We start from the raw sequence: 13,310 nt of genomic DNA on the forward strand, positions 1-13,310 counted from the left end.
CCGTCAGCCCTGGTGCGGGTAGCGGCTCACCCGCGGCGGCACGAACGTCTCCTTGATCGTGCGGGGGCTGACCCACCGCAGCAGGTTGTAGATCGAGCCCGCCTTGTCGTTGGTGCCCGACGCGCGCCCGCCGCCGAAGGGCTGCTGGCCGACGACGGCGCCCGTCGGCTTGTCGTTGACGTAGAAGTTGCCCGCGGCGAAGCGCAGCGCCTCCGACGCCTTCTCGACGGCCGCGCGGTCCTGCGCGATCACCGCGCCGGTGAGCCCGTACGGAGCGCCCCGGTCGACGTGCTCCAGCACCTGCTCGAACTCCCCGTCCTCGTACACGTGGACGGCGAGCAGGGGCCCGAAGTACTCGGTGGAGAACACCTCGTGGCCCGGGTCGCCGCCCACCACGACGGTGGGCCGCACGAAGTAGCCGGTGGTGTCGTCGGCGGTGCCGCCCGCGATCACCTCGAGGCCCGGGTCGGAGTGGGCGCGTTCGATCGCGGTGGTGACCTTGTCGTAGGCCCTGCGGTCGATGACCGCGCCGAGGAAGTTGCCGAAGTCCTCGACGTCGCCCATGGGCAGCGCCTCGACCTCCGCCACGAGGTCGTCGCGCATCCGCGTCCAGACCGAGCGCGGCACGAACGCCCGCGACGCCGCCGAGCACTTCTGGCCCTGGTACTCGAACGCGCCGCGCACGAGCGCGGTGCGCAGCACGTCGACGTCCGCGGACGGGTGGGCCACGACGAAGTCCTTGCCGCCGGTCTCGCCGACGAGCCGCGGGTAGGTGGCGTAGTGGGTGATGTTCGCGCCGACCTGCTGCCACAGGTGCTGGAACGTGGCCGAGGAGCCGGTGAAGTGGATCCCGGCGAGCGCGCGGTCGGCGAGCAGCACCTCGGAGATCTCGGGCCCCGCACCCGTGAGCATGTTGATCACGCCGGGCGGGAGACCCGCCTCCTCCAGCAGCCGCATCGTGTACCAGGCGGCGAGCGTCTGCGTGGGGGACGGCTTCCAGATCACCGTGTTGCCCATCAGCGCGGGCGCGGTGGGCAGGTTCCCGGCGATCGCGGTGAAGTTGAAGGGCGTGATCGCGTAGACGAAGCCCTCGAGCGGCCGGTAGTCCATCCGGTTCCACGCGCCCGGGCCGCTGTTCGGCTGGTTCTGGTGGATCTGGCGGGCGTAGGCCACGTTGAAGCGCCAGAAGTCGGCCAGCTCGCAGGCCGAGTCGATCTCGGCCTGGTAGCAGGTCTTGCCCTGGCCGAGCATGGTGGCGGCGTTGAGGCGGTCGCGCCACGGCCCGGACAGCAGGTCGGCGGCGCGCAGCAGCACCGACGCCCGCGCCTCGAACGGCAGAGCGCGCCACTCGGGCGCGGCCCGCAGCGCCGCCTCGACGGCCGCCTTCGCCTCGCCGTGCCCGGCGTGCGCGGAGGTGCCCAGCACGTGGGCGTGGTCGTGCGGCGCAACCACGTCGAAGGGCGTGCCGCTCGCCATCTGCCTGCGGCCGTCGATGGTGCTGGTGAGCTCGTGGCGCGTGCCGCCGATCTCTGCCAGCGCGGCCTGCAGGCTCGTGCGTTCCGGTGAGTCCGGCGCGTAGTCGCGCACCGGCTCGTTCCGTGGGACCGGAGTGGAGGTGATCGCGTCCATGGCAGGGGCTCCCAGGGGTCTCGGGTGCCTTGAACCCTAGGAAGCCCGGTCCGTCGCGGGCTCGTCCGGACGTACAACGATCCTGCAGTGCCGTTGTCTGGGCGGACGAGCCCGCGCGTTCGTTCAGGACAGGCCGGCGAGCAGCTTGTCGAGGGCGGCGTAGCTCTCGCGCAGGCCGACCCCCATACCCGAGTGCAGCATGCCGTCGCGCTCCTCGGCGGTGTGGAAGAGCGACGTGGTGGTGAGCAACGTGGCACCGTCACCGAGGTCGGTGAACTCGGCGGTCTCGACCGCGACGTGGCCGGGCATGCCGTCCCACTCGAACGTCTGCACCACCCGCTCCATCGGCGTGACCTCGCGGTAGCGGCCCTCGAACCCGTGGTCGCCGTCGGGTCCGTGCTCGACGAACCGCCAGTGGCCGCCCCGCTCGACCTCCATGCGCACGATCTCGAGCGTGTTGCCCCGTCCCCACCACTGGGCGATCAGCTCCGGGTCGGTGAAGGCGCGCCACACCCGCGCGATCGGTGCGTCGAAGACGCGCTCGATGCGGATCTCCCGCTCGGCCGGGGTGGTGATCGTCGCTTCGCTCATCGCTCCGGGTCTCCCTTCGTGCGCTCGAGGAAGGTCCCCAACCGGTCGAGCCGGGCCTCGAGCATCTCCTGGTACCGCGCGATCCACGCGGTCTCGTCCTCCAGCCGGCGCGGGCCGATCCGGCAGATCCGGACCCGTCCGACCTTCTCCGTGGTGACCAGGCCCGCCTCTTCGAGCACGGCGATGTGCTTCTTCATCCCCGTGAGCGTCATGTCGAACTGCTCGGCGAGCTCACTGACGGACGCCTCACGGGCGCCGAGGCGCTCGAGGATCCCGCGGCGGGTCGGGTCGGCCAGCGCGCGGAAGGAGTCGTCGAGCCCGTCCGAACACTGAACCATATAGTTCAGTGTTGCGCCGTGGTGGAGTGCTGTCAAGGGCGAGCCCCGGCTACAGGGACGGGGCGATGCCGCCCTTCTTGACCCGCAGGATCCGCCGGACCGCCTCGATCACGGCCTCGATCCCGGACTCCTGGAGCGGCACCGTCTGTCCCGACTCGTGCTCGTCCTCGATCCCGACGATGATCGAACCGCGATCGCCGCTCGAGACGATGATCTGGAACTGCCGGTGCAGCGGACTGCCGAGTGCGACCCGGTTCTGCGCCGTCGCGTCGAGCACCCGGATCGCGATATCGGGTGTCGTGGTGGTCGTCGTCCGGACGGCCACGACGTCGTCGTAGTGGTACTCGTCGGTCCGCTCGTGGAGCCGATGGCCCGTCGTCGAGTCCAGGTCGCAGGTGTAGATGCCGAGGTTGTGCCCGGTCGGGCAAATGACCATGATCCGGTACCGGGCGAACCGCCACTTGCCGTCGTGGCCGATCCGGCCGAGGGTGAACGGGGTGGGGCCGAAGACCGGGATCGGCCCGCGACCCTGGTCGGCGAGCCGCCGGTGCCCGCCCTTCGTGAGGGGGTCGACGTCCCGGCTGCGCAGCGCCAGCTCGTCCAGCGTGATCCCGAGTGCCAGCAGCGCGCGGTCGGCGGTGTCGCGGATGTCGTCGCCGAGGAGCGCGTCCATATGCGCGTCGGTGGGCTTGGGCTCGGCCGCCTCGACACGACGGCGGTAGACGGACAGCAGCCGCAGGCCCTGCCCCACGAAGCCGAGCGCGACCCCACCGATCACGACCCCGGCAGCCCACTGGTCCGTCAGGCCGACCAGGGCCCCGGCGTTGCCGACGCCGACGATCCCCAGGCCCGCCACGAGGATGCCGTTGCGCTTGTCGGACCGGGGCGGAGTCATCGTGAAGTATCTCCGCGCCGCGTCCCGCCGGGCGTCGATCGCAAGGCCGCCGATCGCGACCTCCGTTGTTATCGTTCCTGCGCCTGTTCGATCGCGCGCCATGTCCGTGCCTCCGGTGCCGGAACGTGGGTGAGGATGAGTACCGCACGGTCGACGGGGAGCTCACGCGCAAGCGCGGTGACGTGCGACGGGATCTGCGGCGGCGCGTGCCGCCATGCCAGCCGGCTGTCCTCGGCCACGAGCAGCTCGAGGACCCGCGACTCGACGAGACCCGATGCCGCGTGCAGGTGACCCTCCACCCGGCGCAGTGTCGCTTCGCCGTGCCGGTGCGGACGCTGCCCCTGCAGCAGCGCGAGTGCCAGGGCGAAGTGGGCCTCCGCGCGCGCCGGCTCCTCGGTGATCGCCTCCGTGAAGCAGCGCGCAGCCTCGGCGTAGGACCGGCTCGCGAGCAGGACGTGGCCCGCGTGCATGAGGTCGTCCACGGTGCGCGCCGGCTCCCGGTTGTGGATCGTGTCGGCGAACTGGACGACCTCGGCGTGGACGTCCCGGAACCGTTGCCCGCTCATCGCGCACCTGTGATGGTGCGGGTCAAGGCGTCGACCGACTCGACGAGCCCGGCGGACGCGCTGATCCCGCCCGCGAGTGCGGCCATCCCCTTGACGATCTCGCGCAGCCGCTTCCGGCGCGGAGCGGGTGCGGCGAGCTCTCGTTCCGCCTCGACGAGGGCCCTTTCCATGGCTGCCGCGGTCTCGTCCCCGACCAGCCGGTCGGCGACGGCCTTCCTCAGCTCTTTCCGCACGCTGCAGACATCGAGGACCAGCGGCTGGTTGTTCGTGATGGTGTCGCCCATCTGCACCATCTGCGCCTTGATGTCGCGGAACGAGTTCTTCATGTCATCTCCTGTCAACGAATCAGGCCGTACTCGGCCGCGCACGGAGAGGAGTCGTTCCGAACGGTCTATCCGTTGCGGCTCACAGCCAGAAGCTGCAGGTGGTGCACCAGACGGGTGCGCGGTTCGTCCAGTCGTAGGCCGGCGATGGCCGTCGCTCGTCGCACTCGGTAGCGCAGGGTGTTGGGGTGCACGGTGAGTCGATCTGCGGCCGCGCGGACGTCGCCCATCGCGTCGAGCCACGCCACCACCGAGGCCACCAGGTCGGTGCGGTGTTCCCGGTCGTACTCGACGAGTCGGGCCACGCCCGGATCGCGGAGGTCGGGGTTGGCCGCGAGCAACCCGAGCGTCTGGGTGAGCAGCACCTCGGCCCGGATCTCGCCGAAGACCGCCACGTCCTGACCTTCGGCCATCGCGTCGAGCACGCGGTCGGCCTCCCGGCGGGAATCCGGTACGCCGGACAGCCGCTCCGCGGGCGAACCGATGCCGGCCTGCACCCGGATGCCGCTGCGGCGCCCCGCCGCGCCCACCACCTCCGTGCTCAGCGTGCGCACCGCATCCGTCGCGTGCACGTCCGGCAGCACCGCGTACACGCGGGCCCCGACCGCGGCGCACAGCGCCGTGCGCCGGTGGGCCGCCGCGTGCACGGACACCACCTCGACGAGCTCGGCGACGACCAGTTCGTGCGCCGCGGCGTCCCCCTCGCGCACGGCGAACGCGACGACCAGCGCGCCCGCGTCCTCGTTCAGCCCGAACGTGCCCGCCACGAGGTCCGGGCTCGCGCGGCCGTCGAGCAGGCCGGCCACCAGGTCCCGTTCCCACCGCCCGCCGGGCGACTGCTGGCTGCGGCGCCGCACGAGGTGCCCGGCCGCCACGCGCGCCGCACCGACCAGCACGTCCGCCGCGCGCTCCGCGAACGGCTCCGCACCCTCCTGCACCCAGATCGTGCCGAGCTGCCGGGGCCCGGCGTGGATGCCGATCGCGAGCCTGCGCCGGATGCCCAGCTCGGCGTGCTCGTCGACGTGCACGACGTCCTCGCTGTCGCGCAGCCGGTCGAACACGCCCCACTCGCGCAGGAGGCGCAGGTACTCGGCAGGGCCCTGGCGGCCGAGGATCGAGAGCCTGCGCAGCTCGTCGACCTGCGCCGCGTCGGCGTCGGAGCGGGAGTAGGCGAGCACCCGGCTCGCGGTGTCCTCGATGCTGACGACGCCGTGCGTGAGCAGCGCGACCGTCTGCGCGAGCGAGTACAGGTCGCCCGAGCCGTCGTCACCCGCCGCCCCGCCCTCGTGCAGCACGTCGCGCGCGAGCGACTCGACCCGCTCCCAGCGCACGTCGGGGCGCACGAGCAGCAGCGCGGCGCCCGCGTCGGCGGCAGCCGCGCGCAACACCTCCACCGGGCCGCCGGCCTTCACGGCCACCGCAGCCGCACCCCGCCGGGCCGCGGCCCGCAGCGCGGGCGTGGCGGCCCGCCCCCGCACCCCGATCACCAGCACCAGCTGGCCGGGGTAGCGGTCGGGCTCGTCGTCGGGGTCGAGGATCGCGAGGCCGGTGAGCGGCACGTCGAGGCCGGACGGTGCGGCCGCCAGCTCCACCAGCGGCTCGCCGATCGCGGCCAGCAACCGGCGGAGTGTGGTGTCCATGCCGGCCTCCTCGCGGCCCGCGTCGCGCCGGACGAGCGGGGTGGACGCACATTAGCCGGTGTGACGAAGGCGCGGCGGGAACGTTGTCCGCCAGGACGAGCCGGTGGCGTGCGGCCACGATCTACGGTCCTCCGCATGCTCCGCAGCACCCTGCTGGCAGCGGCCCGATCGGACGCCGTGCGCGCCGCCGTCGAGGCCGGGCCGTTCGACGCCCTGGTCGACCGCTTCGTCGCCGGCACCACGGTGGACGCGGCGATGGAGGCGGCGCGCGCGCTCACGGCCGACCGGCTCGTCACGATCGACCACCTCGGCGAGGACACCACCGAGCGCGCGCAGGCCGAGGCGAACGTCGCCGCCTACCTGACGCTCCTGGAGCGGCTCGGTCGCGAGGGGCTCGCGGAGCGGGCCGAGGTGTCGGTGAAGCTGTCGGCGTTCGGGCAGCGGCTCGCCCGGGACGGGGAGAAGATCGCGCTGGAGTCGGCGCGCCAGGTGTGCGAGGCGGCGGCCGCGGTGGGCACCACCGTCACCGTCGACATGGAGGACCACACCACCACCGACGCCACCCTGGAAACCGTGCGGGACCTGCGGGTGGACTTCCCGTGGGTGGGCGCGGTGCTGCAGTCCCACCTGCGGCGCACCGAGGGCGACTGCCGCGACCTCGCGGGCCCCGGCTCCCGCGTGCGGCTGTGCAAGGGCGCCTACGACGAGCCGGAGTCGGTGGCCTACCGCAGCTCCGCCGAGGTCGACCGGTCCTACGTCCGCTGCCTCAAGATCCTCATGGCCGGGCAGGGGCTGCCGATGGTGGCGACGCACGACCCGCGCCTGATCGCGATCGCCCGCCACCTCGCCGCGCGCGCCGGGCGGTCCGCCGACGACTACGAGCTGCAGATGCTCTACGGCGTGCGCCCGCACGCGCAGACCGACCTCGCCGCGCGCGGCCTGCGGGTGCGCGTCTACCTGCCCTACGGCACCGAGTGGTTCGGCTACTTCATGCGCCGACTCGCCGAGCGCCCCGCCAACCTGGCGTTCTTCGTGCGCTCACTCGTGACCCGCGGCTGAAAACCGCGGGGTCGCACCCCTTACGAATCCGGACCAGCTTGCCGAGAATGTAGACCTCGACGGGGGAGGAACACGAATGTCCGATCAGGCCTACGAGGTCACCGCACTGGTCGTCTACTTCGCAGCCATGATTGGAATCGGCTATTACGCCTACCGGCAGACAGCCGACCACGAGGGGTACATGCTCGGCGGGCGGCAGCTCCCGCCGTGGACGGCCGCGCTGAGCGCGGGCGCCTCGGACATGTCGGGGTGGCTGATGATGGGTCTGCCCGGGGCGATCTACGCGGCAGGGCTGGTCGAGGCGTGGATCGCCATCGGCCTCACCGTCGGCGCCTACCTGAACTGGCTGTTCGTGGCGCCGCGGCTGCGCTCGTACACCGAGGTGGCACAGAACTCGATCACGATCCCGAGCTTCCTCGAGAACCGCCTGCACGACACCTCACGGGCGCTGCGGGTGGCGTCGGGGGCCATCCTCCTCGTGTTCTTCACCTTCTACGTCTCGTCGATGCTCGTCGCGGGCGGCCAGTTCTTCGAGCTCGCCTTCGACGGCTCCTACCTGGTGGGCCTGGTGCTCGTCGCGCTCGTGACGCTGGGCTACACCCTCTTCGGCGGTTTCCTCGGCGCATCGCTCACCGACGTGGTGCAGGGGGTGATGATGATGCTCGCCCTGCTGCTCGTGCCCGTCGTCGCGATCGTCGCCGTCGGCGGGTTCGGCGAGACGGCCGCGGGGATCCGCGAGGTCGACCCGACCCGGCTGTCCCTGGTGGGCGGCGCGGACCTCTCCGCGGTGACGGTCATCGGGATCATCTCCGCCGCGGCGTGGGGACTGGGCTACTTCGGCCAGCCGCACATCATCGTGCGGTTCATGGCCATGCGGGAGGCGGCGTCGGCGGGCCCGGCCCGGCGGATCGGGATCAGCTGGATGGTCGCGTCGCTGCTCGGGGCGGTCGCCTGCGGCCTGATCGGTATCGCGTTCTTCCACCGCACGCAGAACGTGCTGGACGACCCCGAGCTGGTGGTGCTGGCGATGTCGCAGATCCTGCTGCACCCGCTGGTCGTCGGCTTCGTGTTCGCCGCCGTGCTGGCGGCGATCATGAGCACCATGTCGAGCCAGCTGATCGTCAGCTCCTCGGCGTTCGTCGAGGACCTGTACAAGGTGTTCGGCCGCGACACCTCGCAGCGCACCCTGCTGCTGCTCGGCCGGATCTGCGTGCTGGTGGTCGCGTTGATCGCCGGGGTGCTGGCCATCGACCCGAGCGACACGATCCTGAATCTGGTCGCATTCGCCTGGGCGGGCTTCGGTGCCTCCTTCGGGCCGGCCATCCTGCTGTGCCTGTTCTGGCGTGGGCTCACGAACTGGGGTGCACTCGCCGGAATGGTCGCAGGCGCCGTCGTCGTCTTCGTGTGGGACGCCTATGGAGAAGCCATCGCCGGGGTGGACCTGTACGAGATCGTGCCCGGCTTCCTGGCGAATCTCGTGGTCGCCGTCATCGTCAGCCGGATGACGTACGAGCCGAATGCGGAGATGGACCGCGAGTTCGACGAGGCCGTCGACGTCGCCCGTGGGAAGAAGGTGACGGCCGCATAGCCGTTCCGAGATCCGCTGCGTCGCCCTCCCGAGGGCGGAAACCCCGATCTCGGAGTGATCGATCGTTCTGAGATGTGGCTGTGCGTCCTGGTGAGGGCGATCGTGAGGATCTCGGGGCGATCATGCGTTCACGACGCCCTGCAGCTCGAACACCGCGACGCGGTCGGCGATCCCGGCGAACTCGTCGGGATGCGGCCACCTCACCCGCGAACCGGATCCCGACGACCGCAGGCGGGCCGTCGTCACGCTCACCGCCTCCGCGCGGGCCGAGCGGATCTAAGGGCCGGTGGGCGAGGCCGGGATCGCGGCGTTGCACCGGTGGAACGCGGCCGAGCTGGCGTTGATCGCCGACTTCCTGGAGCGCGGCCGCGCCCTGCAGCTCGAGCAGGCGGAGCGGATCCGGGCGCTCACCGGGCCGGGGGACGGGCGCGAGTGGTAGGGCTCAGGAGTGGGTGCCGTACACCCGCTCCGGCGTCACCAGCACCGCGGTGCGGCGCTCCTCGCGCATGACGCGGTCGTAGGTGGGCCAGTCGTCGTGGGTGCCGCCCGCGGCGGTGAAGACCTCCCGCAGCAGGAGGCGCAGGCGCTCGGCGTCGATGCCGTCGACCGGGTCGTCGGGCCCGATCAGCTCGCTCGTGCCGTCGACGCCGACCCACTCCCACCCGGCCCGCCACAGGAGCGAGGTGGCGGGGCGCACGCGCAGGTTGCGCAGCTTGACCTGCCCGTAGGTGACGTACCCGACGACCGGGCGGCCGGTGAGCGGGTGGTCGAGCACGCCCGCGTTGACCAGCGAGGTGTGCGGGGTGCCGGCGGCGCGCACGACGCCGACGCTCGCGAGGCCGTGGTCGCGGGCGACGATGCCGCGGACGGGGCCGAGATCCGGAGCGGTCATGGGCCCAGTGTGCACCGCCGCCCCGACAGCATCCGACCGTTCGGCTGACGTGGTGGATGGCCGGGCGCGGCGCGGGCCATCCTGGTGGTCCCGGACCGAGGAGGTGCCCGATGCTCAGCACGCGGTTCACCGAGCTCGTGGGCTGCGACGTCCCCATTCAGCAGGCTCCGATGGGGATGATCGCGCCGCCGCGCCTCGCGCTCGCGGTGGCGCGGGCGGGTGGCGTCGGCACGGTCAGCGCGCCGATCGGCGTCGACGCCGACGACCTGGCCGCCCAGCTGGACCGGTGGGTGGATCCCGAAGCGGGCGTGCTCGGCGTCAACTTCATCACCGAGCAGGTCGACCCCGCGGCCGTCGCCGTCGCGGCGGCGCGGGTGCGCGTGATCGACTTCTTCTGGAGCGCCCCGCACCCGAAGCTCGTGGACGCCGCGCACGAGGGCGGTGCGCTGGTGAACTGGCAGGTCGGGTCGCTGCCCGACGCCGTGCTCGCGGTCGAGGCCGGGGCCGACCTCGTCACGGTGCAGGGGCGGGAGGCCGGCGGGCACGTGCGCGGCGACACCCCGCTGCTGCCGCTGCTCACCTCGGTGCTGCGCGCGGTGGACGTGCCGGTGCTCGCCGCGGGCGCGATCGCCGAGCCCCGCGCGCTGGCCGCCGTGCTCGCCGCGGGCGCGTCCGGGGCCCGGATCGGTACCCGGTTCGTCGCGGCCGCGGAGTCGGGTGCACATCCGGAGTACGTGCTCGCCGTGCTCGCTGCGGGGCCGGAGAGCACCGAGATCTCCGACGGATTCGCGAACTGCCCGATGTGCGCCACGCTGCCGCGGGTGCGGGTGCTGCGCTCGGCCGTCGCGGCGGTCGACAGCTTCGGCGGCGACGTGGTCGGCACCGTCATCGCGGGCGACGGCGAGGAACCGCTGCCGCCGCGCTCCGGGATGCCCCCGCACAAGCAGGTGCGCGGGCACGTCCACGCGATGGCGCTCTACGCGGGCAGCGGGGTGGAGCACGTCAGCGCGGTGCGGCCCGCGGCCGACGTCGTGCGGGAGTTCGCGGACGGGGCCGAGGCGCTCCTGCGCGCCTGGTGAGCGGCGCCGGATCCGGTGGCCGGACAATCTCCTCATGACTGCGAGCAGCTCCGACGGCGGGGCGGAGGCGCCGGCCCGCCGCCCCGCGCGCCGGCAGGCCGAGATCGCGGAGTACGTCGTCCAGCACGGCAGTGCCACCGCCCACGAGCTGGTCGAGGCGTTCGGCGTCAGCCTCATGACCGTGCACCGCGACCTCGACGCCCTGGAGCGCCAGGGTGTCGTCCGCAAGTACCGCGGCGGCGTCACCGCCCAGCCGACCAGCGTGTTCGAGAGCAACGTCGCCTACCGGCTCACCACGGCCCAGCCGCAGAAGCAGGCGCTCGCCCGGCGCGCGCGGGCCATGGTGGAGCCGGGGATGTCGGTGATGCTGGACGACTCCACCAGCGCGCTCGCCGTGGTGCCCCTCCTGGAGGACGTCACGCCGCTCACGGTGGCCACGAACTTCCTGCCCGCCGTCTCGCAGCTCACCGCGATGCCGGACGTCCGGTTGATCGTGCTCGGCGGCATCTACTCGCCCACCCACGACTCGTTCGGCGGCGTGCCCTGCGCGGAGGCGGTCGAGGCGCTGCAGACGGACCTGCTCCTCTGCAGCGTCTCTGCGGTGTCCTCGACGCACGCCTACCACCAGGAGCAGGAGATCGTGCTGGTCAAGCGCGCGATGCTGCGCTCGGCCCGCACCCGCGTGCTCCTGATCGACAACGCCAAGCTGCGCCGCACCGCGTTGCACCGGCTCGCGCCGCTCACCGACTTCGACCTCGTCCTGGTGGACGACCAGGCGCCCGCCGAGCAGGTCGCCGCCCTGCGTGATCATGGGGCGGCGGTGGAGGTCGTGCCCGTCTGAGCCGATCGGCGCCGCACCTGCACCACCGCGACGTGCACGGCGCAGGCGGCCTGCACGGCGACGTGGCCGAGTGCGACGGGCAGGAGGGCCGCGCCGAGTCCGTCCGGCACCGGATCGGCGGGGAGGGGTACGAGGGCGACCACACCGAGGACGAGCAGGGTGCCGGTGAGGTGCAGGCGGGCGTAGGCCATGGCGCGGCCCGCGGCCATGCGGACGCCGAGCTCGTGCACCACCACCAGCCGCAACGCGAGCCCGATCAGGAGCAGTCGCAGCGCGTCGGCAGCGGCGGTGTAGCCCGTGCCGAAGAAGGACAGGCCGGGCCCGGCCAGGACGGCCCCCAGTGCGAGCAGCGGGAGGAAGGTGCCGAGGAGGCGCCGGCGGCACGCGGCCGTGAGCTCGGCGGCCCGCTCGGGTGCCCGGGCCCAGCTCACCGACAGGGAGTGCATGTAGTAGTTGGCCGCCGTCTCCAGCACCACCGCGGCCTGCCAGGCGATGAAGAACGCCGCACCGGCCTCGGGGCCGACGCGCAGGATGACGATCAGGGGCACCTGGTTGAGCAGGAGCGTGTAGCCGATCTGGGCCGCGGCTGTGGGGCAGAGGAAGCCGAGCACCTCGGAGCGGGTCGGCGCCACCCCGGCGGCGGGGTGGCGCCGCGCGTACCGGCGCACCGCGACGAGCAGGACGACCGAGCCGACCGCGATCCAGACGACGATCGGGGCGACCCACGACAGGACGATCCCCTGGGCGCCGAGCGCGGGCCCGAGGGCCACCAGCAACGCGATCCGGACCACGGCGAACAGGCCGTTGCGCCAGACCGCCCACCAGGGCCGCCCGATCCCGACCAGGACGTAGTCGTGCACGACGAAGGCGCCCCACCCGGCGCATGCGAGCACGAAAAGGCACGTGCCGAGCGCGAGCGGTGCGGACGGGCCCGCGGTGGTGCGGGCGAGCTCGGGGACGAACACCACGTAGCCCAGACCGGCCACCGCCGACAGCGGCATGATCAGCATGAGACTCCGCCGGACCAGCGTGGAGGCGTGGCGGCCCGCCACCGGGAGCCAGCGCAGCAGCCCGAGACCGAGGTTGAGCTGGGTGACCCCGGCGGTCAGGATGAAGGCGGAGACGACGGCTGCGGCCCGCCCGACGTCGGCCTGGGGGAGCAGGCGGGCGGCGAGGAGCCAGCCGGCGAACCCGGCGAGCGCGCCGAGCGCTGAGCTGATGGACAGAGCAAGGCCCTCGCCCGCCCGGCCCTTCCTCCCGGAGCACGCGACGACCGGGATGGGCTGGGTCTGCAGGTCGGCGAGCATCGCGGGGCCACGGTGCGGGATCGGGATCGTGGGGACGTCGTCCGGCGCCGTTTCGCGCAGGTGGGGACCGGTCACCGGACGGATTCCGGATTCGCGGGCATGATCGAGGGAAGTCGGGGAGAAAGGTCGGTGGGGATGGGATCGGGGGAGAGTGACGACGACCGGGCGGTCCAGGCGCTCGTCGAGCTCAAGGTCGGGCTGGAACACACGATCGAGCGGCTGGGGGCGGCCGCGGCGCGCGCCGACGAGCTGATCGAGCGGCGGCGGCGGGGAGCGTCGTGGTACGAGATCGTCTCGACGGAGCGGCCCCCGCTCGTCATCGAGACGATCACGCAGGTCCTGGACGACCTGGGCGAGCTGGGCAGCCGGTTCCGGCGCGAGGAGGCACTCGCGTTGCAGCACGAGGACGTCAGCATCACGAAGATCGGTGAGCTGTTCCGGGTCAGCCGCCAGCGGGTGTCCACGCTCCTGCAGGGCACGCGGTTGCGCGACCAGCCCTGACGGGCCTGACGGCACGCGGGCGCCGCATCCCTGGCGCTCATGTGGCTCCTCCGTCACACGC

Annotated in this window: 16 protein-coding genes; 6 read left to right on the top strand and 10 right to left on the bottom strand. The window is 72.7% G+C overall.

Going from position 1 to position 13,310, the window contains the following annotated elements; translation table 11 throughout:
• Positions 1–3 precede the first annotated feature (3 nt).
• The 7 genes from pruA to ACFPL3_RS34820 form a co-directional block, all read right to left on the bottom strand.
• On the bottom strand, positions 4–1,629 hold the full coding sequence (gene pruA / locus ACFPL3_RS34790; protein ID WP_343940317.1) for an L-glutamate gamma-semialdehyde dehydrogenase: 1,626 nt from the start codon (positions 1,627–1,629) through the stop codon (positions 4–6).
• A gap of 123 nt (positions 1,630–1,752) precedes the next feature.
• Entirely contained in the window at positions 1,753–2,220 is a 468-nt protein-coding gene (locus tag ACFPL3_RS34795; protein WP_343940315.1) for an SRPBCC family protein, read from the bottom strand.
• Positions 2,217–2,558 (bottom strand): ArsR/SmtB family transcription factor, encoded by a 342-nt coding sequence (locus tag ACFPL3_RS34800; protein WP_343940314.1) that lies wholly within the window; start codon positions 2,556–2,558, stop codon positions 2,217–2,219. The genes ACFPL3_RS34795 and ACFPL3_RS34800 overlap by 4 nt, the downstream gene beginning before the upstream one ends.
• Positions 2,559–2,607: 49 nt before the next feature.
• Entirely contained in the window at positions 2,608–3,453 is an 846-nt protein-coding gene (locus tag ACFPL3_RS34805; protein WP_379590274.1) for a hypothetical protein, read from the bottom strand.
• Between the two features lie 68 nt (positions 3,454–3,521).
• Positions 3,522–4,019 carry a hypothetical protein gene (locus ACFPL3_RS34810; protein WP_343940310.1) on the bottom strand — a complete coding sequence of 166 codons (498 nt, stop codon included), beginning with the start codon at positions 4,017–4,019 and terminating at the stop codon, positions 3,522–3,524.
• A complete protein-coding gene (locus ACFPL3_RS34815; RefSeq protein WP_343940308.1) occupies positions 4,016–4,345 on the bottom strand; it encodes a hypothetical protein in 330 nt (109 codons plus the stop codon). The genes ACFPL3_RS34810 and ACFPL3_RS34815 overlap by 4 nt, the downstream gene beginning before the upstream one ends.
• Before the next feature lie 65 nt (positions 4,346–4,410).
• Positions 4,411–5,982 carry a PucR family transcriptional regulator gene (locus ACFPL3_RS34820; protein ID WP_343940307.1) on the bottom strand — a complete coding sequence of 524 codons (1,572 nt, stop codon included), beginning with the start codon at positions 5,980–5,982 and terminating at the stop codon, positions 4,411–4,413.
• A gap of 135 nt (positions 5,983–6,117) precedes the next feature.
• Between ACFPL3_RS34820 and ACFPL3_RS34825 the strand changes: the two genes are divergently transcribed.
• Together ACFPL3_RS34825 and putP are read left to right on the top strand one after the other, a co-directional pair.
• Positions 6,118–7,041 (top strand): proline dehydrogenase family protein, encoded by a 924-nt coding sequence (locus ACFPL3_RS34825; RefSeq protein WP_343940305.1) that lies wholly within the window; start codon positions 6,118–6,120, stop codon positions 7,039–7,041.
• Positions 7,042–7,117: 76 nt separating this feature from the next.
• Positions 7,118–8,629: a sodium/proline symporter PutP gene (putP, locus tag ACFPL3_RS34830; protein ID WP_343940303.1), complete on the top strand. Its 1,512-nt coding sequence runs from the start codon at positions 7,118–7,120 to the stop codon at positions 8,627–8,629.
• A gap of 120 nt (positions 8,630–8,749) precedes the next feature.
• On the opposite strand, the gene ACFPL3_RS34835 is transcribed toward putP, so the two are convergent.
• Entirely contained in the window at positions 8,750–8,875 is a 126-nt protein-coding gene (locus tag ACFPL3_RS34835) for a hypothetical protein (RefSeq protein WP_343940301.1), read from the bottom strand.
• Between the two features lie 40 nt (positions 8,876–8,915).
• Here ACFPL3_RS34835 and ACFPL3_RS34840 point away from each other — a divergent pair, with 40 nt between their 5' ends.
• Positions 8,916–9,068 (top strand): hypothetical protein, encoded by a 153-nt coding sequence (locus ACFPL3_RS34840; RefSeq protein ID WP_343940299.1) that lies wholly within the window; start codon positions 8,916–8,918, stop codon positions 9,066–9,068.
• Between the two features lie 3 nt (positions 9,069–9,071).
• Here ACFPL3_RS34840 and ACFPL3_RS34845 read toward each other — a convergent pair whose 3' ends face one another.
• Positions 9,072–9,521 (bottom strand): pyridoxamine 5'-phosphate oxidase family protein, encoded by a 450-nt coding sequence (locus ACFPL3_RS34845; protein ID WP_343940297.1) that lies wholly within the window; start codon positions 9,519–9,521, stop codon positions 9,072–9,074.
• Positions 9,522–9,631: 110 nt separating this feature from the next.
• Here ACFPL3_RS34845 and ACFPL3_RS34850 point away from each other — a divergent pair, with 110 nt between their 5' ends.
• The gene (locus ACFPL3_RS34850) at positions 9,632–10,600 is read left to right on the top strand and encodes an NAD(P)H-dependent flavin oxidoreductase (protein WP_343940295.1); all 969 of its coding nucleotides are present in this window, start codon (positions 9,632–9,634) and stop codon (positions 10,598–10,600) included.
• Positions 10,601–10,634: 34 nt separating this feature from the next.
• Positions 10,635–11,441, top strand: coding sequence for a DeoR/GlpR family DNA-binding transcription regulator (locus ACFPL3_RS34855; RefSeq protein WP_343940293.1), 807 nt, complete (start codon positions 10,635–10,637; stop codon positions 11,439–11,441).
• Here ACFPL3_RS34855 and ACFPL3_RS34860 read toward each other — a convergent pair.
• On the bottom strand, positions 11,408–12,823 hold the full coding sequence (locus ACFPL3_RS34860) for a hypothetical protein (RefSeq protein ID WP_343940291.1): 1,416 nt from the start codon (positions 12,821–12,823) through the stop codon (positions 11,408–11,410). The genes ACFPL3_RS34855 and ACFPL3_RS34860 overlap by 34 nt on opposite strands.
• 60 nt (positions 12,824–12,883) lie before the next feature.
• On the opposite strand from ACFPL3_RS34860, the gene ACFPL3_RS34865 reads away from it, so the two are divergent.
• Entirely contained in the window at positions 12,884–13,249 is a 366-nt protein-coding gene (locus tag ACFPL3_RS34865) for a hypothetical protein (protein WP_343940289.1), read from the top strand.
• The last annotated feature ends 61 nt before the right edge of the window (positions 13,250–13,310 follow it).

It is taken from the genome of Pseudonocardia zijingensis, from assembly GCF_042657305.1.
GTDB lineage: Bacteria > Actinomycetota > Actinomycetes > Mycobacteriales > Pseudonocardiaceae > Pseudonocardia > Pseudonocardia zijingensis.

Coding starts and splice junctions, on each gene's coding strand:
- ACFPL3_RS34810 (WP_343940310.1), bottom strand. CDS start 4,019: ATGAGCGGGCAACGGTTCCGGGACGTCCACGCCGAGGTCGTCCAGTTC.
- pruA (WP_343940317.1), bottom strand. CDS start 1,629: ATGGACGCGATCACCTCCACTCCGGTCCCACGGAACGAGCCGGTGCGC.
- ACFPL3_RS34820 (WP_343940307.1), bottom strand. CDS start 5,982: ATGGACACCACACTCCGCCGGTTGCTGGCCGCGATCGGCGAGCCGCTG.
- ACFPL3_RS34815 (WP_343940308.1), bottom strand. CDS start 4,345: ATGAAGAACTCGTTCCGCGACATCAAGGCGCAGATGGTGCAGATGGGC.
- ACFPL3_RS34850 (WP_343940295.1), top strand. CDS start 9,632: ATGCTCAGCACGCGGTTCACCGAGCTCGTGGGCTGCGACGTCCCCATT.
- ACFPL3_RS34865 (WP_343940289.1), top strand. CDS start 12,884: ATGGGATCGGGGGAGAGTGACGACGACCGGGCGGTCCAGGCGCTCGTC.
- ACFPL3_RS34805 (WP_379590274.1), bottom strand. CDS start 3,453: ATGACTCCGCCCCGGTCCGACAAGCGCAACGGCATCCTCGTGGCGGGC.
- ACFPL3_RS34855 (WP_343940293.1), top strand. CDS start 10,635: ATGACTGCGAGCAGCTCCGACGGCGGGGCGGAGGCGCCGGCCCGCCGC.
- ACFPL3_RS34825 (WP_343940305.1), top strand. CDS start 6,118: ATGCTCCGCAGCACCCTGCTGGCAGCGGCCCGATCGGACGCCGTGCGC.
- ACFPL3_RS34795 (WP_343940315.1), bottom strand. CDS start 2,220: ATGAGCGAAGCGACGATCACCACCCCGGCCGAGCGGGAGATCCGCATC.
- ACFPL3_RS34800 (WP_343940314.1), bottom strand. CDS start 2,558: ATGGTTCAGTGTTCGGACGGGCTCGACGACTCCTTCCGCGCGCTGGCC.
- ACFPL3_RS34845 (WP_343940297.1), bottom strand. CDS start 9,521: ATGACCGCTCCGGATCTCGGCCCCGTCCGCGGCATCGTCGCCCGCGAC.
- putP (WP_343940303.1), top strand. CDS start 7,118: ATGTCCGATCAGGCCTACGAGGTCACCGCACTGGTCGTCTACTTCGCA.